This is a genomic window from Caulobacter sp. SLTY, from assembly GCF_009905535.1.
GTDB lineage: Bacteria > Pseudomonadota > Alphaproteobacteria > Caulobacterales > Caulobacteraceae > Caulobacter.
In genome coordinates, this window is the sequence record NZ_JAAALA010000019.1 from 52,142 (window position 1) to 74,987 (window position 22,846).

Consider the following 22,846-nt stretch of genomic DNA (forward strand, 5'->3'; position numbering starts at 1 on the left):
CAGATGACCGAACAGCAAACCGCCCAAACCCCCGCCAGCGAGGCGCCCGCCGTCCAACTGGACACCCTGACCGGCGCCGAGATGGTGGTCCGCGCCCTGATCGATCAGGGGGTTGAGGTGCTGTTCGGCTATCCGGGCGGGGCGGTGCTGCCGATCTATGATGCCCTGTTCCAGGACAACGAAACCCACGGCGACCGGCTGCGCCACATCCTGGTGCGCCACGAACAGGGCGCCGCCCACGCCGCCGAGGGTTACGCTCGCTCGACCGGCAAGCCGGGCGTCGTGCTGGTGACCAGCGGGCCGGGGGCGACCAACGCCATCACTGGCATTGTCGATGCGCTGATGGACTCGATCCCCATGGTCGTGCTGACCGGCCAGGTCCCGACTCACCTGATCGGCACCGACGCCTTCCAGGAGGCCGACACGGTCGGCATCACCCGCGCCTGCACCAAGCACAACTACCTGGTGAAGGACGTCCGCGACCTGCCGCGCATCCTGCACGAGGCCTTCCACATCGCCACCAGCGGCCGGCCGGGGCCGGTGCTGATCGACATCCCCAAGGACGTGCAGTTCTCCCGCGGGGCCTACCAGGGTCCCGACGAGGTGACTTTCGGCCATGGCTACAGCCCCCGGACCAAGGGCGATCCGGCCCGCATCACCGAGGCGGCCAAGCTGATCGCCGGCGCCCAGCGGCCGATCTTCTACACCGGCGGCGGGGTGATCAACGCCGGCCCCGAAGCCGCCGCCGCCCTGCGCGAGCTGGCGGCCCTGACCGGGGCACCGGTGACCTCCACCCTGATGGGGCTGGGCGCCTTCCCGGCGGCCGATCCGGCCTGGCTGGGCATGCTGGGCATGCACGGCACGTTCGAGGCCAACAACGCCATGCATGACTGCGACGTGATGATCTGCGTCGGGGCGCGGTTCGATGACCGGGTCACCGGGCGGCTGGACGCCTTCTCGCCGGGCTCGAAGAAGATCCACATCGATATCGACGCCAGTTCGATCAACAAGAACGTCCGCGTCGATGTCGGCATCGTCGGCGACGCCGGCAGCGTGCTGAGCGACCTGGTCACCGCCTGGAAAGCCGCCGGCCACAAGCCCAACCGCGAGGCGCTGGGCGAGTGGTGGCGGCAGATCGACGGCTGGCGCGCGGTGCAATGCCTGCGCTACGGCAAGAGCGAAACGACCATCAAGCCGCAGTACGCCATCGAGCGGCTGTATGCGCTGACCAAGGACCGTGACACCTACATCACCACCGAAGTCGGCCAGCACCAGATGTGGGCCGCCCAGTTCTATCGCTTCCAGGAGCCCAACCGCTGGATGACCTCCGGGGGCCTCGGCACCATGGGCTACGGCCTGCCCGCCGCCGTCGGGGTGCAGCTGGCCCACCCCGACAGCCTGGTCATCGATATCGCCGGCGAAGCCAGCATCCAGATGTGCATCCAAGAGCTGTCGACGGCGGTGCAGTACGACCTGCCGGTGAAGATCTTCATCCTCAACAACGAATGGATGGGCATGGTCCGCCAGTGGCAGGAGCTGCTGCATGGCCAGCGCTACAGCCACAGCTACTCCTCCAGCCTGCCCGACTTCGTGAAGCTGGCCGAGGCCTATGGCGCCAAGGGCATCCGCTGCGCCGACCCGGCCGCGCTGGACGCCGCCATCCTTGAGATGATCGACCACCCCGGCCCGGTGATCTTCGACTGCCGCGTGGAGAAGGCGGAGAACTGCCTGCCGATGATCCCCTCCGGCAAGGCGCACAACGAGATGATCCTGCCCGAGGAACTGGACGATCTGGGCTCGGTGATCGACGAGGCCGGGCGTAGGCTGGTCTGATGAGTCTTCCCGCCCAACCCGCCTCCGCCTACGACCTTGCCCACGAGACCGAGGTTGAACAGCTCGCCACCTTCGCCCTGCTGGTCGATAACGAAGCCGGTGTGCTGCACCGCGTCGTCGGGCTGTTCGCCGCGCGGGGCTACAACATCGACAGCCTCACCGTCGCCGAGACCGACCGCAAGGCCCACACCAGCCGGATCACCATCGTCACCCGCGGCGCCCACCATGTGCTCGAGCAGATCGAGGCGCAGCTCGAGAAGGTAGTCAGCGTCCGCCGCGTTCAGGACGTCACCCGTGATCCCAACGGGGTCGAGCGCGAGCTGGCGCTGGTCAAGGTAAAGGGCGCCGGGGCCGACCGGGTCGAGGCGCTGCGGGTGTCGGAAATCTTCCGTGCCAAGGTGATCGACACCACGTCGGAGAGCTTCGTCTTCGAGATCACCGGGGCGCCGGGCAAGATCGACAGCTTCGTCGAGCTGATGCGGCCGCTGGGCCTGGTCGAGCTGTCTCGCACTGGGGTTCTGTCTATCGAGCGCGGCCCAGACGCCATGTAGGGAGCCGGTTGCGGGGACGGGCGTTGTGCTTGCCGACCCCCAACTCCGGAGACCACCATGAGCGACCTCGACCTCAAGGACATCGCCAAGAAATTCAAGCACATCGACATCGCCATCCTGACGACCAAGAAGCCCGGCGGCGACCTGGACGCCCGGCCGATGAGCAACAATGGCGACGTGGACTATGACGGCGACTCCTACTTCTTCACCACCGATGAGAAGCGTGTGGTCGCTCAGATCAAGGCCGACCCGAACGTCAACCTGGGCTTCACCGGCAAGCACGGTTTCTGGGCCTCGGTCGATGGCACGGCCGAACTGATCCAGGACAAGGCCGCCTTCAAGGACCATTGGACCAAGGATCTCGACGCCTGGTTCGAGGACGGCATCGACACCGCCGGCCTGACCCTGATCAAGGTCCACGCCGACAAGATCCGCTATTGGGACAAGATGGACGAGGGTGAACTCACCGTCCGATAACGCCCCTTTCGTTCGGCGGCCCGAGCGCCTATATTGAAGGTGTTCGGGCTTGCTCGGACTATGGAGATAAACGCGCACGTAATAAGCGGACTGGACCCGGGTGCGATTCCCGGCGGCTCCACCAATCTCTCCCGAGTTATCACGGGAAGCGCGGGGCCGATCAGCATCGACAGACGTGTAAAGGTGATTGCTTTCTCTCGGCTTGACCCACCGTTTCGGGTCTTTAACTAACTGCGAACGATAACTTCGCTGAAGAGTTTGCTGTCGCCGCGTAATGCGGTGCCGGCGAATTCGCCTTAAAGCCCTGCGGGTTTAGCACCTTCAGGCGGGGCCCGGGGGGAGCCTGGCAACAGAATCTCCCCACCTTTCAAGTCTAGGGGCCACGTCTGCCCCGACCGGCGGTACATCACGGATCCGTGGCCGGTAACCCGCCCGTGACCGCCGTGAGCGTTGACCTGCCCGGCGATACAGGCCAGTTCCGGACGCTCTGACAGACGGGCGAAAAGCCCGCAGCAACGGAATTCCGTGAAGCCGGCGGAGAGGCGCGCAAGACCTCCCAACCGGCTCGCGCTTGGGAGCCTCAATGCCCGGTCGTCACCACATCCTGCGCCGCCGTCGCGCCAAGGTCGTCGCTACGCTTGGGCCGGCCTCGGCTTCGGCTGAGATGATCGAGACGCTGCACAAGGGCGGGGCCGATGTGTTCCGGCTGAACTTCAGCCATGGCGACCATGCCGCCCACGCCCAGAACCTGGCCTGGATCCGGGCGCTGGAGAAGAAGACCGGACATCCGATCGGGGTGCTGGCCGACGTCCAGGGGCCGAAGCTGAGAATCGGCCGGTTCAGCGGCGGCCACGTGACCCTGCAGAAGGGCCAGGCGTTCCGGCTCGACCTGTCGCCGACGCCTGGCGATGTGCGCCGAGTGCAGCTGCCGCACCCGGAGATCATCAACGCCGCGACGCCGGGGATGAACCTGCTGATCGACGACGGGAAACTCAAACTCCGCGTCGATCATGTGCGTGAGGATCACCTGGAGACCACGGTGCTGGTCGCCGGGCGCCTGAGCGACCGCAAGGGCGTCAATGTGCCTGACGTGATGCTGCCGATTCCGGCCCTGACCAAGAAAGACCGTGAGGACCTGGCCTTCGCCCTGGAAGCCGGGGTCGATTATGTCGGCCTGTCGTTCGTCCAGCGGCCAGAGGACGTGGTCGAGGCCCGTGAGTTGGTCGGCGGCCGGGGATGGATCCTCACCAAGCTGGAAAAGCCGCAGGCGCTGGTGAACCTGGACGAGATCGTCGCGCTCAGCGATGCGGTGATGGTGGCCCGCGGCGACCTGGGGGTCGAGCTGCCGCCCGAGGAGGTGCCGCTGGCCCAGCGTCGCATCGTCCGCAAGGCCCGCGAACTGGGAAAGCCCGTGATTGTGGCCACCCAGATGATGGAGAGCATGATCAGCTCCCCTACCCCGACCCGCGCCGAGGCCAGCGACGTTGCTGGGGCGCTGTTCGAGGGGGCGGACGCGGTGATGCTGTCGGCGGAGACGGCGGCGGGGCAGTACCCGCTTGAAGCCGTCGACATGATGGACCGCATCCTGACCCGCACCGAGCGGGACGAGGAATGGCGCCGGGTGATCGACGACCGCCCGCTGGCCCCGGAGACCAACTCGGCCGGCGCGATCGCCGCCGCCGCCCGGGCGGTAGCCGACAGCAGCGGCGCCAAAGTGATCTGCGCCTTCACCCATGGCGGCTCCACCGCCCTTCGCATCGCCCGCCAGCGGCCGACCGCGCCGATCCTTGGCCTGACCCCGATCATCGAGACCGCGCGCCGCCTCGCGCTTGTCTGGGGCGTCCATCCCGTTCAGATTCCGCCGCACGACACCATGACCGCCGCCGTGTCGAGCGCCCTGCAGACCGCCCGCCGCGAAGGCTTCGCCACCTGGGGTGACGAGATCGTGGTCACCGCCGGCGTGCCCTTCAACACCCCCGGATCGACCAACGCCCTGCGGGTGGCCACCGTCTCGCGCGAACAGCCGAGCCCCGCCGGTGACGAGAAATAGCCTTTCGCCCCTCGCCCCCTGAATGAGCGTCTTTGCGACCGCCACGCGACCGGCTAGGTTGCGGCTTCAAGACGCAGGAACGTGTGCAGCTTATGGCTCAGGACAAGCCCCCCCAGGACTTGATGCACTATGAGGCCATGGCCCAGGACGCTCTGCGCGGGGTGGTCAAGGCGGCGCTGAAGCGGGCCGCGGCGCCCGGCGGCCTGCCGGGCGATCACCACTTTTACATCACCTTCAAGACCCAGGCGCCGGGTGTGTCCGGCCCGCCGGAGGTGCTGAGCAAGTACCCTGACGAGATGACCATCATCCTGCAGCACCAGTACTGGGACCTGGCGCCGGGCGAGACCTTTTTCACCGTCACCCTGAAGTTTGGCGGCCAGCCCAAGCGGCTGTCGATTCCCTATGCGGCGGTGGTGCGGTTCTTCGACCCCTACGTCCAGTTCGGCCTGCAGTTCGAGGCGCCGGAAGTTTACACCCTGGCCGAGGACGAGGCCGAAGAGGCCGCGCCGGCCGCCGAGGGCGGTGAGGAGCCCAAGGTCGTTTCGCTGGACCAGTTCCGCAAGAAATGAGCGAAATCGCCTCGGACATGGCTGAAACGCTCAGCGACGAGGCGATCCTTCAGCGATTCCACAGCGCCAAGTCGCTGCCCAGCGGCTCCCGGACTCTCGGCTTCCGAGTCGAGGCGGTGAGCCAGGCTGAACAGCGGGTCGATATTTCGTTCGAGGCCCGCGCCGACCTGTTGGCCAACCCGATGGGCCAGGTTCAGGGCGGCTATGTCTGCGCCATGCTCGACGAATGCATGTCGGTCGCCGGGCTGGTCGCTTCCGGCATGACCTGCGTCATGCCCACGCTGGAAATGAAGACCAGCTTCCTCCGGCCCGCCATGCCCGGCCCTCTGCGCGGCGTTGGCAAAGTGGTACGCTGGGGCAAGACCATCGCCTTCCTGGAAGGCGAATTATACGATGACCAGAACCGTCTGCTGGCCAAGGCGACCGCCACGGCCATGCCGACACCGTTCAAAAGCTTCAGGAAATAGGGGCGAGTTGATGAAGCGCACCATCGCAACCATCGCCGGGGTCGTAGCCCTGGCCCTGGCCGGCGCGGCGCCGGCGGCGCCCAAGGGCTTTTCCGACTGGGCGGCGGTGGTCGTGGCCGGCGACTTCGTCGGCGCCCGTGGGGGACCGACCGAGACCTTCGACAATGCGCGGCGGGACATCGCCAAGACCCTTGTCGACCGGATGGGCTTCTCGCCCGCCAACATCCGCACCTATTCGGTGCGGCCGCAGCTTTACCAGGACACCAAGCCCGGCCGCAGCACCCTGTTCGGGGTCCAGAACGGCCTCAAGGACCTCGCCGGCAAGGCCAAGGGCGGCTGCCTGTTCTACTTCACCTCTCACGGGGCCAAATACGGCGCTTTCCTCAACGCCGAGAGGGAACAGGACCAGCAGATCATCTTTCCGGTGGTGATGGCCGAGATCGTCGACAGCGCCTGCCCGAACCGCCCGACCATCGTGGTGGTCTCGACCTGCTTCTCGGGCGTCAACGTGCCCCACCTGCAGAAGGGCGACAGGCTGGTGATGACTGCAGCCCGCAAGGACCGCAGCTCCTTCGGCTGCGGTGAAAGCAGTGTCTATCCCTACTTCGACCAGTGCTTCCTGGAGGAGGCCCAGAAGGCGCGCGACTTCGCCGTCCTGGCCACCGCCGTCAGCGGCTGTGTCTCGCGCATGGAGCGGGAAACCGGCATGTCGCCGCCCTCCGAACCGCAAATCTGGATCGGCGACGGCATCAAACCGCTGCTCCCGCTTTACGCCTTCCGCAAGGGCGGATAGGCCTCTCCCTAAGGGCCCGTCGCAGCCAGGATGGGTGAGGGAGAGTTTGGGTTGAGGCTGAAATCGCTCCTCAAGGGCGGCCTGGCGGCTGTGCTTTCGCTGGTCGTCGGGGCCGGTCCGATGACCAGCTTCTCGCAAGAGGCGCCCGCTCCCCTGCCCCCGGCCCCGATTCCCTACGCCGGGCCGGCAGCCACTCCGAAAACGCCGCCGGCAAGGACCCGCTCGGCTGCTCCGCGTCCGGTCGCTGCGCCCGCCGCGCCGGTCGTCCCGACCCCTACCGTGGTCGCCCCGGTGACGCCGCTCGATCCCGTTCAACTCGAGGCCTACGTCGATGGCGTGGTCGGCGAAGCCATGGCCGGCCGCAAGATTGCCGGCGTCACCGTCTCGGTCGTCCAGAATGGCCAAGTCGTGCTCAAGAAGGGCTACGGCTTCGACCGGCTGTCGCCCGCCCGCCGGGTCGATCCGGACCGCAGCCTGTTCCGGCTGGCCTCCATCTCCAAGACCTTCACCTGGATCGCGGTGATGCGCCAGGTCGAGGCAGGCCGCCTGCGGCTGACCGACCCGATCAACCTCTACCTGCCGGAAAGCGTGCGGGTGCATGACCAGGGCTTCGCACGGGAGGTCCGGGTCATCGATCTGCTGAACCATCGTCCGGGTTTCGAGGATCGGGCGCTCGGCCAGTTGTTCGAGAAAGACGCCGACCGGGTTCGGCCGCAGCTGCTCTACCTGCGCCAGGAACGGCCACGGCGGATCTGGGAGCCTGGAACCACCCCCGCCTATTCCAACTACGGGTCAAACCTGGCCGGCGCCGCCGCGGCGCGGCTGTCTGGCAAGACCTACGAGCAGATGATCGAGCAGGAGATCACGGGTCCACTGGGTATGGCCAGCACCACCTTCCGCGACCCCTACCCGGCCCGCGACGGCCTGCCCGCGCCGATGCCCGCCAACCTGGCCGCCAACCTGGCCGAGGGCTATCGCTGGTCCGGTACGCGGTTCGTCAAGCGACCCTACGAGTTCAGCAGCCACGTGGCGCCGGCGGGCGGCGGCTCCTCGACCGCGGCCGACATGGCCCGCTACATGGTCATGCTGCTGAACGGCGGCGCCCTGGATGGCGCGACCATCTTCAAGCCCCAGACATCCACGGGCTTCCGCACGGTCCAGGACCGCGCACTGCCTGGCTCAGGCGGATTCGCCCATGGCTTCATGGAATTCAAGCTGCCTGGCGGCCGCACCGGCTACGGCCACAACGGGGCGACCCTGTCTTTCCGCTCCAACATGACCATTGTGCCGGAGCTAGGCCTGGGTGTGTTCGTAGGCGTCAACACCGAGGCGGGCGGCGCCCTGACCAGCAGCCTGCCGGGCCGGATCATCCAGCGCTTCTACGTCGGCGGTGATGGACAACGCGCCGTCGCGCCCTCGCAATGGCTGAAGGACAACCAGAGCGCCTTCGCGGGCCAGTACCTGTCCTCACGCCGCGCCTTCCACGGCATGGAAAAGTTCATCGGCCTGTTCAACGCCCGCACGACCGTCTCGGTCGATGGCGGCGGTCAGCTGGTGATCAGGGACTTCGGCGACGTCTCGGTCTGGACGCCACTTGATCGCGAAGGCCGGTTCCAGTCAGTCGCCGACAGCCGGGTGATCGCGTTCCGCATGGAGAACGGTCGCGCGGTCGGCTGGTACGACAGCGCCGCATCGACTTATTCCAAGCGGCTGGGCTTCTTCGGAGGCACGGCGTGGCTGATATGGGCGGTACTGCTGGCCGGCCTGGCCTCGCTGATCACCGTCGGCGGGGCGCTGGTGCGGCTGCGGCTCAACCTGCGCCAGACCACGATCCAGGCCCGCGCCAGCCTCATCCAGACCATCCAGGCGGTGCTCTGGCTGATCATGCTGGCCGCCTTCGGCCTTTGGTTCGGCAAGACCGGCGACATCGCGGCCATTTTCTACGACTGGCCCGGCCCGTTGCTGCTCACCGCCTCGGCCTGCGGCTTCGTCGCCGCCCTCCTGAGCGTGCTGGTGGTGGGTTTGACGCCCTTCGTCTGGCAAGGCGGACGCCGCGTGGACAGCTTCACCCAGGGCCGCAAGCTGCGGTTCACCTTCACCGCCGGGGTGTTCCTGCTGTTCTCGATCGTGCTGGCCTTCTGGGGCGCCATCTTCCCCTGGGCGAACTGATCCTGCCTGGATAGCGGCAAAGCGCCGCTATCCTTAACAATTCACAAAGATTTGCCGCACGGCCCCTTGTCGGCACGGCCCTGGCAACGCAACCCTTATCGCCAGTGGGTAAGGGGTTGTGTCGTGTCAAAAGGGGACGCTTTCGCCTACGGGATCGCCGGCGCGATCACTTGGTTGGCGGTTACGGCTTTCTACGGCGCCTTCGGGGGCGGCATCTTGGAAAGCAGCTTCTGGTTCTATGTGCTGAACGCCGCAATGGCGACCGGGGCCATGCTGGTCGCCTTCTGCTTCACCGCCCGGCTTCGCCGAACCTCGCGCCGCAAGCGCTTCTTCCCGGCCCTGGCCTTCTTCCTGCCGGGCCTGATCGGCGGCCTGCTGGCGGTGTTCAATCTGGACACCCTGTTTCCTGAACTGGAAGCAGTCAGCCAAGGGCGCTACGCCGCCTTCCTGGTGGTCGGCTACCTGGCCCTGATCGGCCTCTCCCTGGAAAAGCCGGCGCCCCGCGCCCACGGCTAACCCAGCTTGGTGACGCGGATGGTGATCCGCTCCCGCTCGCCCTGCCGCCGCTCGACCAGCAACCGGGCGACCTGCGCATCGTCGTGAAAGGCATAGCCCTTGATGGCGTCCAGCAACGCCTTGGCCAGGTTGTCGAGATCCATCCACGGCGGGTCGCCCGTGTAGTCCATCCAGATTTCGACCCCGAATTCCCCCCAGGCCGGCCGCGACCCGCGCCAGCTCTTGCGGAAGAACTCATAGATCAGCGGCTTGTAGTACCGCGCCTGGGTCGTCAGCCCATCGACCACGATCTCCAGCACCCCGCCGATCTCGCGGGCGCGAACCTTGCCGTGATGGGTCCAGTCGTCGGTCATGAGGCCTTCTAGCCGCGCCCGGTCTTGCAGTCTCGCGTCCCGGCGCTAAACCCCTGCCAACGTTTGTTTCAGGGACCCGCCGATGACCACCCGCACCGAGACCGACACCTTCGGCCCCATCGAGGTCGATGCCTCCAAATACTGGGGGGCGCAGTCGCAGCGGTCGATCGGCAACTTCAAGATCGGCTGGGAGAAGCAGCCGGCCTCGGTCGTCCGGGCGCTGGGCATCGTCAAGCGGGCCGCCGCCGAGACCAACGCGGCGCTGGGCCGGCTCGACGGCGATCTGGCCAAGACCATCGTCGCGGCCGCCAACGAGGTCATCGAAGGCAAGCTCAACGATCACTTCCCGCTGGTCGTCTGGCAGACGGGGTCGGGCACCCAGTCGAACATGAACGCCAACGAGGTGATCTCCAACCGCGCCATCGAGATGCTGGGCGGCGAGATGGGCAGCAAGAAGCCGGTCCATCCCAACGACCATGTCAACATGAGCCAGTCGTCGAACGACACCTATCCGACGGCCATGCACATCGCCGCCGCCGAGCAGGTGGTCCACGACCTGCTGCCTGCCCTCAAGCACCTGCACGCCGCGCTCGACGCCAAGGCCAAGGCCTGGGCCCACATCATCAAGATCGGCCGCACCCACACCCAGGACGCCACCCCCCTGACCCTCGGCCAGGAATTCGGCGGTTATGCCCAGCAGCTGGCCAACGGCATCGAGCGGATCGAGCTGACCCTGCCCAAGCTGATGGAACTGGCCCAGGGCGGCACCGCCGTCGGCACCGGCCTGAACGCCCCCATCGGGTTTGCGGAAGGTGTCGCCGAGCGCATCGCCGGCATCACCGGCCTGCCGTTCACCACCGCCCCCAACAAGTTCGAGGCCCTGGCCGCCCACGACGCCATGGTCTTCACCCACGGCGCCATCAACACGGTCGCCGCCAGCCTGTTCAAGATCGCCAACGACATCCGCTTCCTGGGCTCTGGCCCGCGGTCGGGCCTCGGCGAACTGGCGCTGCCGGAGAACGAGCCCGGCAGCTCGATCATGCCCGGCAAGGTCAACCCGACCCAGTGCGAAGCGCTGACCATGGTCTGCGCCCAGGTGTTCGGCAACCAGTCGACGCTGACCTTCGCCGGCGCCAGCGGCCACTTCGAGCTCAACGTCTTCAACCCGGTGATGGCCTACAACTTCCTCCAATCGGTGCGCCTGCTGGCCGACGCGGCGATCAGCTTCACCGACAACTGCGTGGTCGGCATCGAGCCTCGCGAGGACAACATCGCCCGCGGCCTGAACAACAGCCTGATGCTGGTCACCGCCCTGAACACCAAGCTCGGCTACGACGCCTGCGCGAAGATCGCCAAGACCGCCCACAAGAACGGCACCACCCTGCGCGAGGAAGCCGTCGGCGGCGGCTACCTGACCGACGCGGAGTTCGACGAGGCGGTGCGGCCCGAGAAGATGATCAGCCCCGGCTGATGGACGCGTCGTCGACTACCCTCGCTACTGGATAGAGGCGCCGAAGCGGGACTAGTTGGGCTTCTCGACCACCGTCATCCCGACGGGCGCCAGCGCCAGCCTGGCCAGCTGCAGGTCCTTCAGGGCGAAGGGGATGCCGATGATCGTGACGAACTCGGCCACGGCGATCAGCAGGTGGCTGAGCGCGATGTACCAGCCCGCGAAGATGAACCAGATGATGTTCAGCACGAAGCCTAGCGGCCCCGTGCCGACGTCCGCCTGGCCAAGACTTTCACGGCTGACCACGTCCCTGCCGAACGGCCAGAATGAGAAGGCCGCGATCCGCCAGGCAGCGAAGGTATAGGGCAGCCCGACGATGGTGATCGCCAGGATTGCCCCGCCCAACAGCCACAACAGGCCCGACAGCCAGCCGCCCAGGATGAACCACAGAATGTTGAGGATCAGGCGGATCATGGCGTGGGGTCTCCAGCGGGCTTATCCTTGAGGTGATGCATATCGGGACAGTTGTCGAGATGCGCGAGGGGCTCGCCTGGGACCGCGACGGCGTTTTGCCGTTCCGCGGAGCGGTGACGGCCGCGGCGCTGGCCGATCTGGCCGGTCTTGCAACGGACGGACCAGGGCGACGGCTCCTGCTTCCAGGGCTGGCCGCCCGGCTGGCGCCACTGACCGCCATCGCAGGCCCGTTGATGGGCGAGCCGGCCTTCCCGGTGCGGGCCATGCTGTTCGACAAGACCGCGGATCGGAACTGGGCTCTGGGCTGGCATCAGGACCGCACCATCGCTGTGCGGACCCGGCGCGAGGTCGAGGGCTTTGGTCCCTGGACGATCAAACATGGTCTGGCCCACGTCGCGCCACCCATGCCGGTCCTGGACAGCATGGTCACCCTGCGCCTGCATCTCGATCCTTGCGGGACTGACAACGCGCCGTTGAAAGTCGCCCCCGGCTCGCACCGCCTCGGCCAGATCGCCGCCTCCGAAGCCGCCCGCATCGCCATGGCGCACCCCATCCTGACCTGCCTCGCCGAGCCGGGGGACGTCTGGGCCTACAGCACCCCGATCCTGCACGCCTCCGACCGCTCGGCGGCGCCGGTTCGCCGACGCGTGCTGCAGGTCGACTTCGCCGCCGCCGACCTGCCGGGCGGCCTGGAATGGCTGGGCGTCGATCCATGAGCCTCGTCCTGGTCCGGGTCGTGGACACCCTGCCCGACGCCTTTCCCCTGCTCGCCGCCCATGCCGCCGAGGAGGGAGTGCGCAACATGGCGCTCCTCGCCGACCAGTGGCGGGCGGGGACTCAACGATTCGACGACCCCGGTGCGCTCTTCGCCGCCTACATCGACGGCGAGCTGGCCGGCATCGGTGGGGTCACACCGCAGTCCGACCTGGCCGAACCCGCCATGCGTATGCGCCGCCTCTATGTCGCACCGGCCTTCCGTCGCCAGGGCGTGGGCCAGGCGCTGGCCGGAGCGATGATCCAGCAGGGATTGCAGGCCGCCCGCCTGCTGACGGCCAACGCCCGCGCCGGCGAGGCGGCGCCGCTCTTCTGGGAAGCGATGGGATTTTCACCGGTCGAGGTGACGGGGCATACACACAAGATGCGGGGCTAAACCCGCCTTACTCCGAGCCGCTCAACGCTCTCCAGGACTGCCTCAACCGACATATCCGCCAAGTCCGTCTCCCGCAGGATCTCCACAGCCTGCCCCTCCCGCACCGGCCGGGGTGCGCTGAGGGCCGGGTTGCTCTCCGCTGAGAATAGCACCACGCCAGGGGAGCCGGCGGCAATGGCGATGTGGGCGGGGCCGGTGTCGTTGCCGATGGTGAGGGCGGCGCGGCGGGCGAGGTCGGCGATGTCGCCGAAGCTGGTCTGGCCGACCAGCAACACGGACGAGGGCTCGATCCCGCGGATGGTGTCGGCCAGGGCCTGCTCGTCGGGGCCGTGGCCGAGCACAACGGGGGTGATCCCCTGCCCTGCCAGCGCCTTCGCGAGGGCGCCGTAGCGGTCGGCGGGCCAGCGCTTGGCCGGGCGGTGCGGGGCGCCGCCGGGGATCAGCAGGGCAAAGGGTTCAGATGGACGATGCTCGGCCTGACCGGTAAGCCAGGCGATGTCGGGCGGCGGCACGACCGCGATGCCCGCCCGCCGCAGCTGTTCGCGCTGGCTGTCTTGGACGTGCAGGCGGTCGCGGTCGGGGCCGCTGTATTCGAACGCCGCGCCGGGGGCGTTGCCGGACCAGGGCGGGCGAGGGGGCCAGAGCAGCTGGAAATAGCGGACGGTCCGACCCTGGGTCTGGAGGTCGTAGACGCGGTCGAACCGGGCGCGGCGCATCCGCCCGATCAGGCGGGCCACGCCGGCCAGATTGCTCCAGGACGGGCGGCCGTCAGTCCAGATCTCATCGAACCATCCCGTTGCCCGGGCCATGGCCTCGAACGGTGGGGTGGTCAGCAGGGTAAGTCGCGCATTCGGGTGGGCGGCCCGGATCGCCTTCATCGGGCCGGTGGCCTGGATGAAATCGCCGAGCGCCGAGAGCTTGATCACCAGGACCCGCTCGCTCACGCCGCCGTCGCTCCCTTCGCGATGGGCATGATCCGCACGCTGACCGGCGCCTCCAGGGCGTAGACCATTCCCTCACTGCCGAACCGGACCTCGGCCTTGCCGCCCAAGTCTCGCGCGAGGCCCATCTCGGCCAGCCGCAACCCGAAGCCCCGGCGCGCGGGGGCCGAGACGATCGGCCCGCCGCGTTCGGTCCAGGTCATCCGAAAGCGGTCGTCCGCAAAAGCCAGTTCCAGATCGACCGTCCCGAACGGCGCACTCAGGGCCCCATGCCGGCGGGCGTTGTCGAGCAGTTCATGCAGCGCCAGGATCAGGCTGACCGCCGTCTCGTTGGCGATCACCCCGCAATCGGCGTTCAGCCGCAGCCGGCCCTGGTCCAGCTCCGGCGCCGAGCGGATCACGCGGTCCAGGCATTCGCTGAGCGTCGCCCCCGCCCAGTCGCGATGGGCGAGAATCTCGTGCGCCCGCGACAGCGCCATGAGCCGGCCGTTGAAGCTTTCGACGAAGGCCGCCGCCGAGGTCGCGGTCGGCAGGGTCTGGTTGGCGATCGACAGGGTGGCGGCCAGGGTGTTCTTGACCCTGTGGTCCAGCTCCCGGATCAGCGCCTCGCGCCGGGCCAGCGACTGCTCCAGGCTGGACAGCAGCTGGACGTTTTCGATCGCCGTCGCGGTGGCCCGGGCCATCATCGACAGCGCCTCGACCTCCTCGTCCGTCGGCTGGCGCGGGTGGTCCCAATAGGCTCCGATCGCGGCCAGCGGATCGGCCGGCCTGACCGGGGTCATCACCAGGCTGCGGACGAAGGTGGGGCTGTAGGCGTCCTGCGGAACGCGCGCGTCATCGCGAATTTCCGGGATGACCACCGTCTGCCGGTGCATCATCGACCAGCCGCTGATGCAGGTCTCCAGCGGAAACCGCCGGCCCTTCCACAGCGGCCCGACCGCATCCTCGTCCAGGTAGTGGCAGAACTGGCCATCGCGCAGCACGAAGGTTACGCCATCGGCGCCGGACATCAGCCGGGCGCTGGTGCGCACCACCTCGGCGATCTGCTCGATGGTTCTGGCGCTGCTGAGCTGCTCGATGGCGTGAACCAACAGGGACAGGGGCGATGGGCCGACCAGGGACTGAGCGGCGCCCACGCTCTAAGCGCTCCGGGTGACCGCGAAATCGGCCAACTCTTCCAGCGCCCGACGCCAGTCGCCGGTCGGCATGACGCCCAGGGCCGCCTTGGCCTCCTCGGCGAACTCGGCCGCCAGGTCCAGCGTGGCCTCGCCCGCGCCCGTCAGCCGGATCAGCTCGCGGGCCCGCAGGAAGTCGCTCTCGTCCTGCTCGCGCCGCCCGATGGTGCGCTCCCAGAAGGCCGCTTCCTGCGCGCCGGTGGCCGCGATGGCCAGCAGCAGCGGCAAGGTGGCCTTGCCTTCCCGGAAGTCGTCGCCGGCGTTCTTGCCCAGGTCCTCGGTGGCGCCGCCGTAGTCTAGGGCGTCGTCGGACAGCTGGAAGGCCAGGCCTAGGTTCATGCCGTAGGTGCGCATGGCGCGCTGCTGCTCCTCCGAGGCTCCGGCGCTGACCGCCCCCGCCTCGGCGGCCGCCGCGAACAGCTCGGCCGTCTTGGCGCGGATGATCTCCAGATAGATGTCCTTGGAGAGGTTAAGATCGTGTGCGCGGGTAAGTTGCAGCACTTCCCCTTCGCTGATCACACCCGCGGCCTTGGCCAGGATGTCGAGGGCGCGCAGCGACCCGGCCTCGACCATCAGCTCGAAAGCGCGGGCGAAGAGATAGTCGCCGACCAAAACGCTCGACGGCGCGCCCCAGATCAGGTGCGCCGCCACCTTGCCCCGGCGCAACTGCGAGGAGTCGATGACGTCATCGTGCAGAAGGGTGGCCGTGTGGATGAACTCGACCGAGGCGGCCAGCTTCAGGCAGGCGTCGTTTGTGGCCCCGGCCAGCCGCGCGGAGGCCACGGTGAGCAGCGGCCGCAGCCGCTTCCCGCCGGCGTTGATCAGATGATCCGCCAGCGCCGGGATAACCGCCACCGGACTCTGCATGCGCGCGGAGATGAGGGCGTTGACGCCTTCCATGTCCGCCGTCCCCAGATCGACCAACAGGTCGACCGAGGCGGGCTTGCGGGCCACGGCGGCGTTCACGGCGTCCAAAACCTGCGACTCCTCGATACTCCGCCCCGGCGCCTCGCCGTTGCGGCTAACATAGGGTCGGGATAGGTCAGGCCAAGGGCAAGCACAAGGCGTCGATGGACGGAATGGACGTTACGCGGGACCGTTTGTTGAACGGACGCATCGCCATAGCCCAGCCGGCGCGGGGCTATCGGGCTGGTCTCGACGCCGCCCTCCTGGCGGCCGCCTGCGACGCAGGGCCGGGCGAGCGGGTGCTGGAGGCTGGCTGCGGGGTCGGCGGCGCCCTCATGGCGGCGGCCTGGCGGCGGCCCGAAGTGCAGTTCACCGGCCTCGAACGTGACCCGGCGATGGCCGCCCTGGCCCGGACGAACGCCGCCGATAACGGCTTGGCCGACCGCGTCAAAATTCTCGAAGGCGAGGTCGAAGCCGGCTTCCGCGCCCTCGGCCTGCCCTCCTTCGACCACGCCTTCAGCAACCCGCCCTTCTTCGACGACCCGGCCGCCCTGCGCGCGCCCGCCCCCGCCAAGTCCGGCGCCTGGATGGCCGACGCGGGCCTCGCCGCCTGGACTGGCTTCCTGCTGAAGGCGGTGCGTGAAGGCGGGACGATAACCCTCATCCACCGCGCCGACCGCCTGGCCGATATTCTGACGCTGCTGGCGCCCAAGGCCGGCTCCTTCCGCATCCGCCCGGTCCAGCCGTTCGCCGACGAGCCGGCCAAGCGGGTGATGGTGCGGGCGATCAAGACCGGTAAGGCGCCCCTGGTCCTGCTGCCCCCGCTGGTGCTGCACCCGCGCGACGGCGGCAAGCACACCGAGCCGGTCGAGGCGATCCTACGCGGCGAGGCGCCGCTCGGCTGGCATTAGTCCGCGTAGATGCGCAGCGCATCAAGGCACATCTCGAAACCAGTCAGATCATGCAGCGGATCGTCCGTGACGATCACGAACAGCCGCCGCAGTTCGGCCCACAGCATGGTGGCCTCCGGCAGGCCCAGGTCCTCGATTTCGCAGTCCTCGCCGTCGCGCCAGACGCCGGCGTCGTCGGGTCGGGCGCCCATCCAGGCCTCGACCCGCTCGCGGTACTCCGCCTCCAGCTCGTCGCCGAGATTAATCCAGCCGACCAACGGCTTTCCCAGACCTGCCAGGAAGCCCATCTCGAAGGTGGTCGCCGCATCGGCCGCCGGCCCCCGGAACGGCGTCAGGTTGACGATGCCCGCATCGGCCCGGCGCAGGCGCGAGATTCGCTCGGCATACATCGCCCGCGCCGCCAACTCGCCGGCGTCCCGCACCTCGGCCGGCAGGGTCGTCGGCTCCAGCACCGTGAACCCCGCCGCCCCGGCCACCAGCCGCTGGCGCTCCAGATGGGCGTCGGCGTCCGGGTACCAGAGGTCGGGCCCGGCGAGGTAGAGCGATTGAATACGGCGCATGGCCCAAGCTAGGCGCCCGAAGGCTCCGGCGGAAGAGCCGCCAGCCGCGCGACCGCCGATCGCAGCAGGATCCGGGCGTAGATCCGGTGCAGCCAGCCGAGCGATCCGAGCATCAGGGCCGCCGACCGGGCGCCCCCGCGCGGGGCGACAACCGAGCCGAAATAGAGGGTTGTGGCCCCCTCCCCCGCCGCCACCATCAGCCAGGACCGGGTGGCGGACTGGAAGTCGCAGACCAGCAGCTGGTCCGGCGCCCGCGCCTCCACCGTCCAGGCCGCGAAGGCGTCCGATTGCCCGACGGCCAGACGACGCGCATCCGCATCTGTGGACGGCTTGGCGACCACAAGGGCCAGCACCAGCCGCTCCAGTTTGAACCAGCGCGAGGTGTAGAAGGCCTCCACGAACCGGGCGTGCGAAACGCGCCCAGCCACCACGGTGACGAAGCAGTCCGTATAGGCGCCCGCCTCGCGGTAGCCCTGGATCAGGGCGCCCGACGGCAGGGCCTGGGTGGAGACCTTGGTCATGGTCCCACCTTACAGGGTGGTTTATTGCGGCGTGCCGCTGAACTGCACCCGCACATGGGTTTCCTTGTCCGGCGGGGCGATGTAGCAGCCGGCCCCGCCCTCGCGGACCTCGCAGCCGTCCCACTTCACCGTCCAGCCGGCGCCATACGCGCCCTGCATGCCCAGAGCCGACAGGTTGATCGGCTTGCCGCGCCGCACCCACACCCAGCACTGGCGGTTCTCGCCTTCAGTGTACTTGTAGCGATCCGGCCCGCAGTTGATGCCGGGAACATCGCCCTTCACCACCGTTCGCGGACCCATGTCGCCGCTGACGTCGATCCGCAGGATGACAGTGTTGTCGTTGACGATCTCGACGGGCGACACCTCGGTCGCATTGCCATTGAGCTGCGCGGCGGCTGGACCACAGATCGAAGCCACCATCAGCCCGGCGGCCAGAAACATTTGGAACTTCACGACAATCCCCTGCAATCACGCCTACTCCTTCGCAAAAGGAGTAGGCGTGATGCATATGGATCAGTTCCGGGCCCGATCAACCAGTTTATTCTTTGTAATCCACGGCATCATGCCACGGAGCCGCTCGCCCACTTCCTCGATCGGATGCTCGGCGTTGCGGCGGCGGGTGGCCTTGAAGCTGGGCTGGCCCACGGCGTTCTCAGCCATGAAGTCGCGCACGAAGCGGCCTGACTGGATGTCCTCCAGCACCCGCTTCATCTCCGCCTTGGTGTCGGCGGTCACGATACGTGGGCCGGTGACGTACTCGCCGTACTCGGCCGTGTTGCTGATCGAGTAGTTCATGTTGGCGATGCCGCCTTCATAGATCAGGTCGACGATCAGCTTCACCTCGTGCAGGCATTCGAAATAGGCCATCTCCGGCGCATAGCCGGCCTCGACCAGGGTCTCGAACCCAGCGCGGATCAGTTCCACCAGGCCGCCGCACAGCACGGCCTGCTCGCCGAACAGGTCGGTCTCGCATTCCTCGCGGAAGTTGGTCTCGATGATGCCGGAGCGGCCGCCGCCGATGGCGCTGGCATAGGCCAAGCCCAGGTCATGGGCGTTGCCGGTGGCGTTGTGGTGCACGGCGATCAGGCAGGGCACGCCGCCCCCCTTTTCATACTCCGAGCGCACGGTGTGGCCGGGGCCCTTGGGCGCAACCATCAGCACGTCGACGGTGTCCTTCGGCTCGATCAGCCCGAAGTGGACGTTCAGGCCGTGGGCGAACAGCAGCGCCGCGCCGTCGCGGATGTTGGGCGCGATCTCTTCGTTGTAGATGCCGCGCTGCAGCTCGTCGGGGGCCAGGATCATCAGCACGTCGGCCCATTTGGCCGCATCGGCGACGGTCATCACCTTCAGCCCGTCGGCCTCGACCTTCTTGGCCGTGGCCGAACCGGGGCGGAGCGCGACCACCACGTCGTTGGCGCCGCTGTCCTTGAGATTAAGCGCATGCGCCCGACCCTGGCTGCCATAGCCTACAACGGCGATCTTCCGCTCCAGGATGCGGGCGAGATCGGCGTCGCGGTCGTAGTAGACGCGCATGATTTATTCTCCAGACTGGCGTTTTACGCCGCACCCGCGCAACGGCGGTGCAGCAAAGCCCGGCTATCGAGCGGAATTTTGCGCGGGCGTCAAGGGCGCACCCCCACCGCGATGGTCGTCAGGGCCTCCTTCAACCGCGTGGCGGCGCCGCTTGGCGTGCACTCATGGAAGAACTTGCGGCGAAGCCCGCCCTGGATGTCGACCTCGATAAAGCTGTCCTGGCCGTCCGCGCAAACGATGAGTTCCCCCGGATTGCGGCTGGGCCGAGTGCGGGGCGCCCGCGTCGGCTCCTCGGCCAGACAGCGATCCGCCAGCGCGGTCTCCAGCTTGCGCGCCTCGCTTGCGCTCAACGGCCGTCCGCGCCGTAGGTCCAGCGCCTGCATGCGCGCACGTATGAACCAGCCGCCGTCCGGCGCCCGGAGTGCGACGAAGATGTCAGGCCCGCCCTTGACGTACCGGGTCCCAGAGACGAGCACCCGCCCGGCAGTATAGCCCCTGGGCGGCTTCAACCCGACGCCCAGACGCCGGGCACGCGCCAAGCCTTCCCGCTCGGCCTGCGCCATAACCTCCGGTCCTTCGTTAAACCCGGTGAGGTCGGACTCGGGCATGAAGACGCAGTCTGACCCGACGGCTTCGCTCGCCCGCGCCAGAACCGGCGTCTGAGCAGCAGGAAGGAAGGCGAGGACGACTGCGAGGATCACACGCATGGCGACAGCACATACGAAAAAGGCCCCGGAGTCACCTCCGGGGCCTCATCGTCTCGTCGGGCTGAAGCCCTTACCAGAACAGGTCGTAGTAGACAGTCAGAACGCGGCCGGTCCAGATGTCCACGAGATAGGCGTCGCCGCCCACCCGGACCCACTCGGTGCCGATCGGCGGGTTGGGCAGGCCATAGCTCCACCAGTTCAGGTAATAGCGGCTCGAGTACCAACCGCCCGGCAGGTAGTCGCCGTAGCCCCAGTTGTAGCTGTACCAGCCAGGGGGACGAATATAGACGCCGATCCGGTAGCGCCGCTGTGACTGATAGCTGCGCCGCCAGTTGCGGGCGTCGTACCAATGGCGGCCACGGTCGCGGTCGCGGGCCCCGCGGCCCTCGCCCGGACGCCGGCCATCCCAGCGGTCGCGACCGCCCTGGCCCGGACGACCGTCAGGACGTCCGTCATTGTTGCGGTCCCAGTCGCGACCGCCACCCTGGCCGGGACGGCCATCGGGACGCCCGTCATTGTTGCGGTCCCAGTCGCGACCGCCGCCTTGACCGGGACGGCCATCGGGACGCCCATCATTGTTGCGGTCCCAGTCGCGGCCACCGCCGCCCTGACCCGGACGCCCATCGGGACGCCCGTCATTGTTGCGGTCCCAGTCACGGCCACCGCCGCCCTGACCCGGACGCCCATCGGGACGGCCACCGCCTTGACCGGGACGACCGTCAGGACGGCCGTCGTTATTGCGGTCCCAGTTATTGCCGCCGCCACCGGGCTGACCCCGGTCGAAGCCGCTCTGGCCGGGACGGCCATCACCACGACGGCCGTAGCCGCCCTGCTGGCCACCACCGCGCGGACCGCCTGCCTGGGGCCGCTGGGGCGGACCGCCCTGCGCCTGCGGCGGCTGCCCCGGTTGCTGGCCTTGCTGCGGCTGGCCTTGCTGCGGCTGACGCGGGCCGCGTTGGCCGCCACGATCGCCACCACGCTCACCACGCGGCTGAGCCTTGGGGGCATTGTCCTGTTGGGTCTGGGCGTCCGGCCCTCGCCCGCCACGGCCCTCGCGCGGCTGCGCCGCGGCCGGGCTGACCAGCATGCTGGTCCCCAGCAACAGCGCCAGCGTCGCACCGGCCACGATCACCTTTTTCATTCTCGTCTCCAGGCCTGCCTGTTCGAGGCGGCCGCAGGGGGTCCCATCGGACTCCGAAGTTGCCTTTACCAACCTGAACGGCACTTGAACGAAAAGCCAGCCTCCGCCAGCTTCCCACCATGCCTGCCCATCCCAACGATGTCCTGACCTTCTGGACGGCCGCCGGCCGCAAGAAGTGGTTCGCCAAGGACGGCCGCTTCGACGACGCCATTCGCCTGAAGTTCGAACCCGTCCACTTCGCCGCCGCCCGGGGCGAATACGACCACTGGATGGAGAGCGCCGACGGCTGCCTGGCCCTGCTGATCCTGCTCGATCAGTTCCCGCGCAACCTGTTCCGGGGCAGCGCCCACAGCTACGCCACCGACCCCAAGGCCCGCACCATCGCCCGCCACGCCATGTCGCGCGGCTTCGACCAGCAGGTCGCGCCGGAGCTGCGCCCCTTCTTCTACCTGCCCTTCGAGCACAGCGAGGACCCGGCCGATCAGGAGCTGTCCGTCGCTCTCTGCCAGGGCCTGGCCGACGAGACCGACGACCAGGAGACGGTCCGCTACGCCATCATCCACCGCGACATCATTCAGCGGTTCGGCCGCTTCCCCCACCGCAACAAGGCGCTGGGGCGGGAGACGACGCCCGAGGAACAGGCCTTCCTCGACGAGGGCGGGTTCGCGGGCTAGCTACCCCTCCATCGCCGCCCGCGCTCGCCAGGCCAGCGAACGCCAGTATATGCCCAGCGTCCGCTCGATCCGCTCGATCAGGCCCGGCGCGAAGGTCACCGATCCGTCGGCCTTGTCGAGCAGGAAGCCGCGCTGGCGGGCCACCTTCAGGACGTGCATCACCTGGTGGCGCTCGGCCCCGCTCCGCCGGGCGATATCGACCACGTTTAGCCGGACGGGGTCCCGGCGCGGAAAATCGCTGCCGTCGTCCTCGCTGAGCAGGATCTGGCCCAGGATGGTCAGGCCGTGCTTGCGCTCGATGATCGGCTCCAGGGTGTCTTCGCGCGGCCGCTTGTAGCGAACCGAACAGACCGCCAGCGGCCGTCCCGCCGCCATCGCCCGGTCGAACAGGCCAGGCTCGTCCCACCGCGCCAGCGCCGCGCCGATCGCCGGGTCCAGGGCGGTGATCACCTCCATGTCCCGCCGGAACCGCAACTTCATGAAGTCGGCCAGCTCGGCGGTTGGCCGATACCGGCGATACCGGCCTTTGCCGCCCTCCTCCGGTTCGATCAGCCTGCGGTACTGCAGATAGGCCAGCAACAGCCCGCCCCGCCCCCGACTGGCGACCCTGAGCTCGAGCAGCAGCTTTTCCAGGGTCTGGGCCGTCAGTCCCTCCGGCTCGGCCGACAGGGCCACCGCCGCCTCGGCGGCCAGCCAGTGGGTGAGGTCGTGCAGAGCGCGTTCGATCCTGGCATGCTTGCGGATCTTCAGGGCCCAGTTGCCGAGGGTCAGGCGGGCGCAGTCGCCATAGTCCGGGTGGGCGATATAGGCGCGATAGGCCTCGCCGCCGACGAACCGCCAGGCCGCCTCTGCCGGATCTTCAAGGTCCATCGCCACACTGCCGGTCAACGCCTGCCCCACGCCGACCGCCTCCGCGAGTTTGCAG

General features: G+C 68.2%; 26 protein-coding genes and 1 other RNA gene. 15 read left to right on the forward strand and 12 right to left on the reverse strand.

Annotated features, from left to right (window positions below):
* The first annotated feature begins 3 nt into the window (after positions 1–3).
* The 10 genes from GVN21_RS12380 (at position 4) to GVN21_RS12425 (ending at position 9,425) form a co-directional block, all read left to right on the forward strand.
* Positions 4–1,833 (forward strand): acetolactate synthase 3 large subunit, encoded by a 1,830-nt coding sequence (locus GVN21_RS12380; protein WP_166575059.1) that lies wholly within the window; start codon positions 4–6, stop codon positions 1,831–1,833.
* Positions 1,833–2,384 (forward strand): acetolactate synthase small subunit, encoded by a 552-nt coding sequence (gene ilvN / locus GVN21_RS12385; RefSeq protein WP_166575060.1) that lies wholly within the window; start codon positions 1,833–1,835, stop codon positions 2,382–2,384. Before GVN21_RS12380 ends, ilvN begins: the two co-directional genes overlap by 1 nt.
* 57 nt (positions 2,385–2,441) lie before the next feature.
* Positions 2,442–2,861, forward strand: coding sequence for a pyridoxamine 5'-phosphate oxidase family protein (locus GVN21_RS12390; protein WP_166575061.1), 420 nt, complete (start codon positions 2,442–2,444; stop codon positions 2,859–2,861).
* 2 nt (positions 2,862–2,863) lie between these two features.
* Positions 2,864–3,226, forward strand: a transfer-messenger RNA (tmRNA) gene (gene ssrA, locus GVN21_RS12395).
* 218 nt (positions 3,227–3,444) lie between these two features.
* On the forward strand, positions 3,445–4,911 hold the full coding sequence (gene pyk, locus GVN21_RS12400) for a pyruvate kinase (RefSeq protein WP_166575062.1): 1,467 nt from the start codon (positions 3,445–3,447) through the stop codon (positions 4,909–4,911).
* 92 nt (positions 4,912–5,003) lie between these two features.
* Positions 5,004–5,480 carry a ClpXP protease specificity-enhancing factor SspB gene (locus GVN21_RS12405; RefSeq protein ID WP_166575063.1) on the forward strand — a complete coding sequence of 159 codons (477 nt, stop codon included), beginning with the start codon at positions 5,004–5,006 and terminating at the stop codon, positions 5,478–5,480.
* Positions 5,477–5,947 (forward strand): PaaI family thioesterase, encoded by a 471-nt coding sequence (locus GVN21_RS12410; protein WP_166575064.1) that lies wholly within the window; start codon positions 5,477–5,479, stop codon positions 5,945–5,947. The genes GVN21_RS12405 and GVN21_RS12410 overlap by 4 nt, the downstream gene beginning before the upstream one ends.
* 10 nt (positions 5,948–5,957) lie before the next feature.
* The gene (locus tag GVN21_RS12415) at positions 5,958–6,740 is read left to right on the forward strand and encodes a C13 family peptidase (protein WP_166575065.1); all 783 of its coding nucleotides are present in this window, start codon (positions 5,958–5,960) and stop codon (positions 6,738–6,740) included.
* A gap of 51 nt (positions 6,741–6,791) precedes the next feature.
* Entirely contained in the window at positions 6,792–8,909 is a 2,118-nt protein-coding gene (locus GVN21_RS12420) for a beta-lactamase family protein (protein WP_240902905.1), read from the forward strand.
* Between the two features lie 123 nt (positions 8,910–9,032).
* Positions 9,033–9,425 (forward strand): hypothetical protein, encoded by a 393-nt coding sequence (locus tag GVN21_RS12425; RefSeq protein ID WP_166575067.1) that lies wholly within the window; start codon positions 9,033–9,035, stop codon positions 9,423–9,425.
* On the opposite strand, the gene GVN21_RS12430 is transcribed toward GVN21_RS12425, so the two are convergent.
* Entirely contained in the window at positions 9,422–9,778 is a 357-nt protein-coding gene (locus tag GVN21_RS12430; RefSeq protein ID WP_166575068.1) for a RusA family crossover junction endodeoxyribonuclease, read from the reverse strand. The genes GVN21_RS12425 and GVN21_RS12430 overlap by 4 nt on opposite strands.
* Positions 9,779–9,860: 82 nt before the next feature.
* Here GVN21_RS12430 and fumC point away from each other — a divergent pair, with 82 nt between their 5' ends.
* Positions 9,861–11,249 carry a class II fumarate hydratase gene (gene fumC, locus GVN21_RS12435; RefSeq protein ID WP_166575069.1) on the forward strand — a complete coding sequence of 463 codons (1,389 nt, stop codon included), beginning with the start codon at positions 9,861–9,863 and terminating at the stop codon, positions 11,247–11,249.
* A 51-nt stretch (positions 11,250–11,300) separates the two neighbouring features.
* Here fumC and GVN21_RS12440 read toward each other — a convergent pair whose 3' ends face one another.
* Positions 11,301–11,702, reverse strand: coding sequence for a YccF domain-containing protein (locus GVN21_RS12440; protein ID WP_166575070.1), 402 nt, complete (start codon positions 11,700–11,702; stop codon positions 11,301–11,303).
* Between the two features lie 59 nt (positions 11,703–11,761).
* Here GVN21_RS12440 and GVN21_RS12445 point away from each other — a divergent pair, with 59 nt between their 5' ends.
* Positions 11,762–12,418 carry a phytanoyl-CoA dioxygenase family protein gene (locus GVN21_RS12445; protein ID WP_166575071.1) on the forward strand — a complete coding sequence of 219 codons (657 nt, stop codon included), beginning with the start codon at positions 11,762–11,764 and terminating at the stop codon, positions 12,416–12,418.
* Entirely contained in the window at positions 12,415–12,852 is a 438-nt protein-coding gene (locus GVN21_RS12450; protein ID WP_166575072.1) for a GNAT family N-acetyltransferase, read from the forward strand. Before GVN21_RS12445 ends, GVN21_RS12450 begins: the two co-directional genes overlap by 4 nt.
* On the opposite strand, the gene GVN21_RS12455 is transcribed toward GVN21_RS12450, so the two are convergent.
* From GVN21_RS12455 to GVN21_RS12465, 3 genes are read right to left on the reverse strand one after another with little or no spacing between them, the layout of a single operon-like run.
* Complete coding sequence (locus GVN21_RS12455; RefSeq protein WP_205690060.1) at positions 12,849–13,796, reverse strand: glycosyltransferase family 9 protein; 948 nt, start codon at positions 13,794–13,796, stop codon at positions 12,849–12,851. The genes GVN21_RS12450 and GVN21_RS12455 overlap by 4 nt on opposite strands.
* Complete coding sequence (locus GVN21_RS12460) at positions 13,793–14,929, reverse strand: HWE histidine kinase domain-containing protein (protein WP_346764260.1); 1,137 nt, start codon at positions 14,927–14,929, stop codon at positions 13,793–13,795. Before GVN21_RS12460 ends, GVN21_RS12455 begins: the two co-directional genes overlap by 4 nt.
* A 3-nt stretch (positions 14,930–14,932) precedes the next feature.
* Positions 14,933–15,943 carry a polyprenyl synthetase family protein gene (locus tag GVN21_RS12465; protein WP_240902906.1) on the reverse strand — a complete coding sequence of 337 codons (1,011 nt, stop codon included), beginning with the start codon at positions 15,941–15,943 and terminating at the stop codon, positions 14,933–14,935.
* A 95-nt stretch (positions 15,944–16,038) separates the two neighbouring features.
* Between GVN21_RS12465 and GVN21_RS12470 the strand changes: the two genes are divergently transcribed.
* Positions 16,039–16,785 carry a methyltransferase domain-containing protein gene (locus tag GVN21_RS12470; protein WP_166575073.1) on the forward strand — a complete coding sequence of 249 codons (747 nt, stop codon included), beginning with the start codon at positions 16,039–16,041 and terminating at the stop codon, positions 16,783–16,785.
* Here GVN21_RS12470 and GVN21_RS12475 read toward each other — a convergent pair.
* From GVN21_RS12475 to GVN21_RS12500, 6 genes are all read right to left on the reverse strand, one after another.
* Positions 16,782–17,345 carry a nucleoside 2-deoxyribosyltransferase gene (locus GVN21_RS12475; protein ID WP_166575074.1) on the reverse strand — a complete coding sequence of 188 codons (564 nt, stop codon included), beginning with the start codon at positions 17,343–17,345 and terminating at the stop codon, positions 16,782–16,784. The genes GVN21_RS12470 and GVN21_RS12475 overlap by 4 nt on opposite strands.
* Positions 17,346–17,353: 8 nt before the next feature.
* The gene (locus GVN21_RS12480) at positions 17,354–17,866 is read right to left on the reverse strand and encodes a hypothetical protein (protein WP_166575075.1); all 513 of its coding nucleotides are present in this window, start codon (positions 17,864–17,866) and stop codon (positions 17,354–17,356) included.
* 21 nt (positions 17,867–17,887) lie between these two features.
* On the reverse strand, positions 17,888–18,319 hold the full coding sequence (locus GVN21_RS12485) for a hypothetical protein (RefSeq protein WP_166575076.1): 432 nt from the start codon (positions 18,317–18,319) through the stop codon (positions 17,888–17,890).
* 60 nt (positions 18,320–18,379) lie between these two features.
* The gene (gene ilvC / locus GVN21_RS12490) at positions 18,380–19,399 is read right to left on the reverse strand and encodes a ketol-acid reductoisomerase (RefSeq protein WP_166575077.1); all 1,020 of its coding nucleotides are present in this window, start codon (positions 19,397–19,399) and stop codon (positions 18,380–18,382) included.
* 89 nt (positions 19,400–19,488) lie between these two features.
* The gene (locus GVN21_RS12495; protein WP_166575078.1) at positions 19,489–20,106 is read right to left on the reverse strand and encodes a hypothetical protein; all 618 of its coding nucleotides are present in this window, start codon (positions 20,104–20,106) and stop codon (positions 19,489–19,491) included.
* A gap of 70 nt (positions 20,107–20,176) precedes the next feature.
* Complete coding sequence (locus GVN21_RS12500; RefSeq protein ID WP_166575079.1) at positions 20,177–21,247, reverse strand: RcnB family protein; 1,071 nt, start codon at positions 21,245–21,247, stop codon at positions 20,177–20,179.
* A gap of 119 nt (positions 21,248–21,366) precedes the next feature.
* On the opposite strand from GVN21_RS12500, the gene GVN21_RS12505 reads away from it, so the two are divergent.
* On the forward strand, positions 21,367–21,921 hold the full coding sequence (locus GVN21_RS12505) for a DUF924 family protein (RefSeq protein WP_166575080.1): 555 nt from the start codon (positions 21,367–21,369) through the stop codon (positions 21,919–21,921).
* Here the strand turns inward: GVN21_RS12505 and GVN21_RS12510 are convergent, their stop codons facing one another.
* On the reverse strand, positions 21,922–22,821 hold the full coding sequence (locus GVN21_RS12510) for a hypothetical protein (RefSeq protein ID WP_166575081.1): 900 nt from the start codon (positions 22,819–22,821) through the stop codon (positions 21,922–21,924). It abuts the gene before it with no gap.
* Positions 22,822–22,846 lie beyond the last annotated feature (25 nt).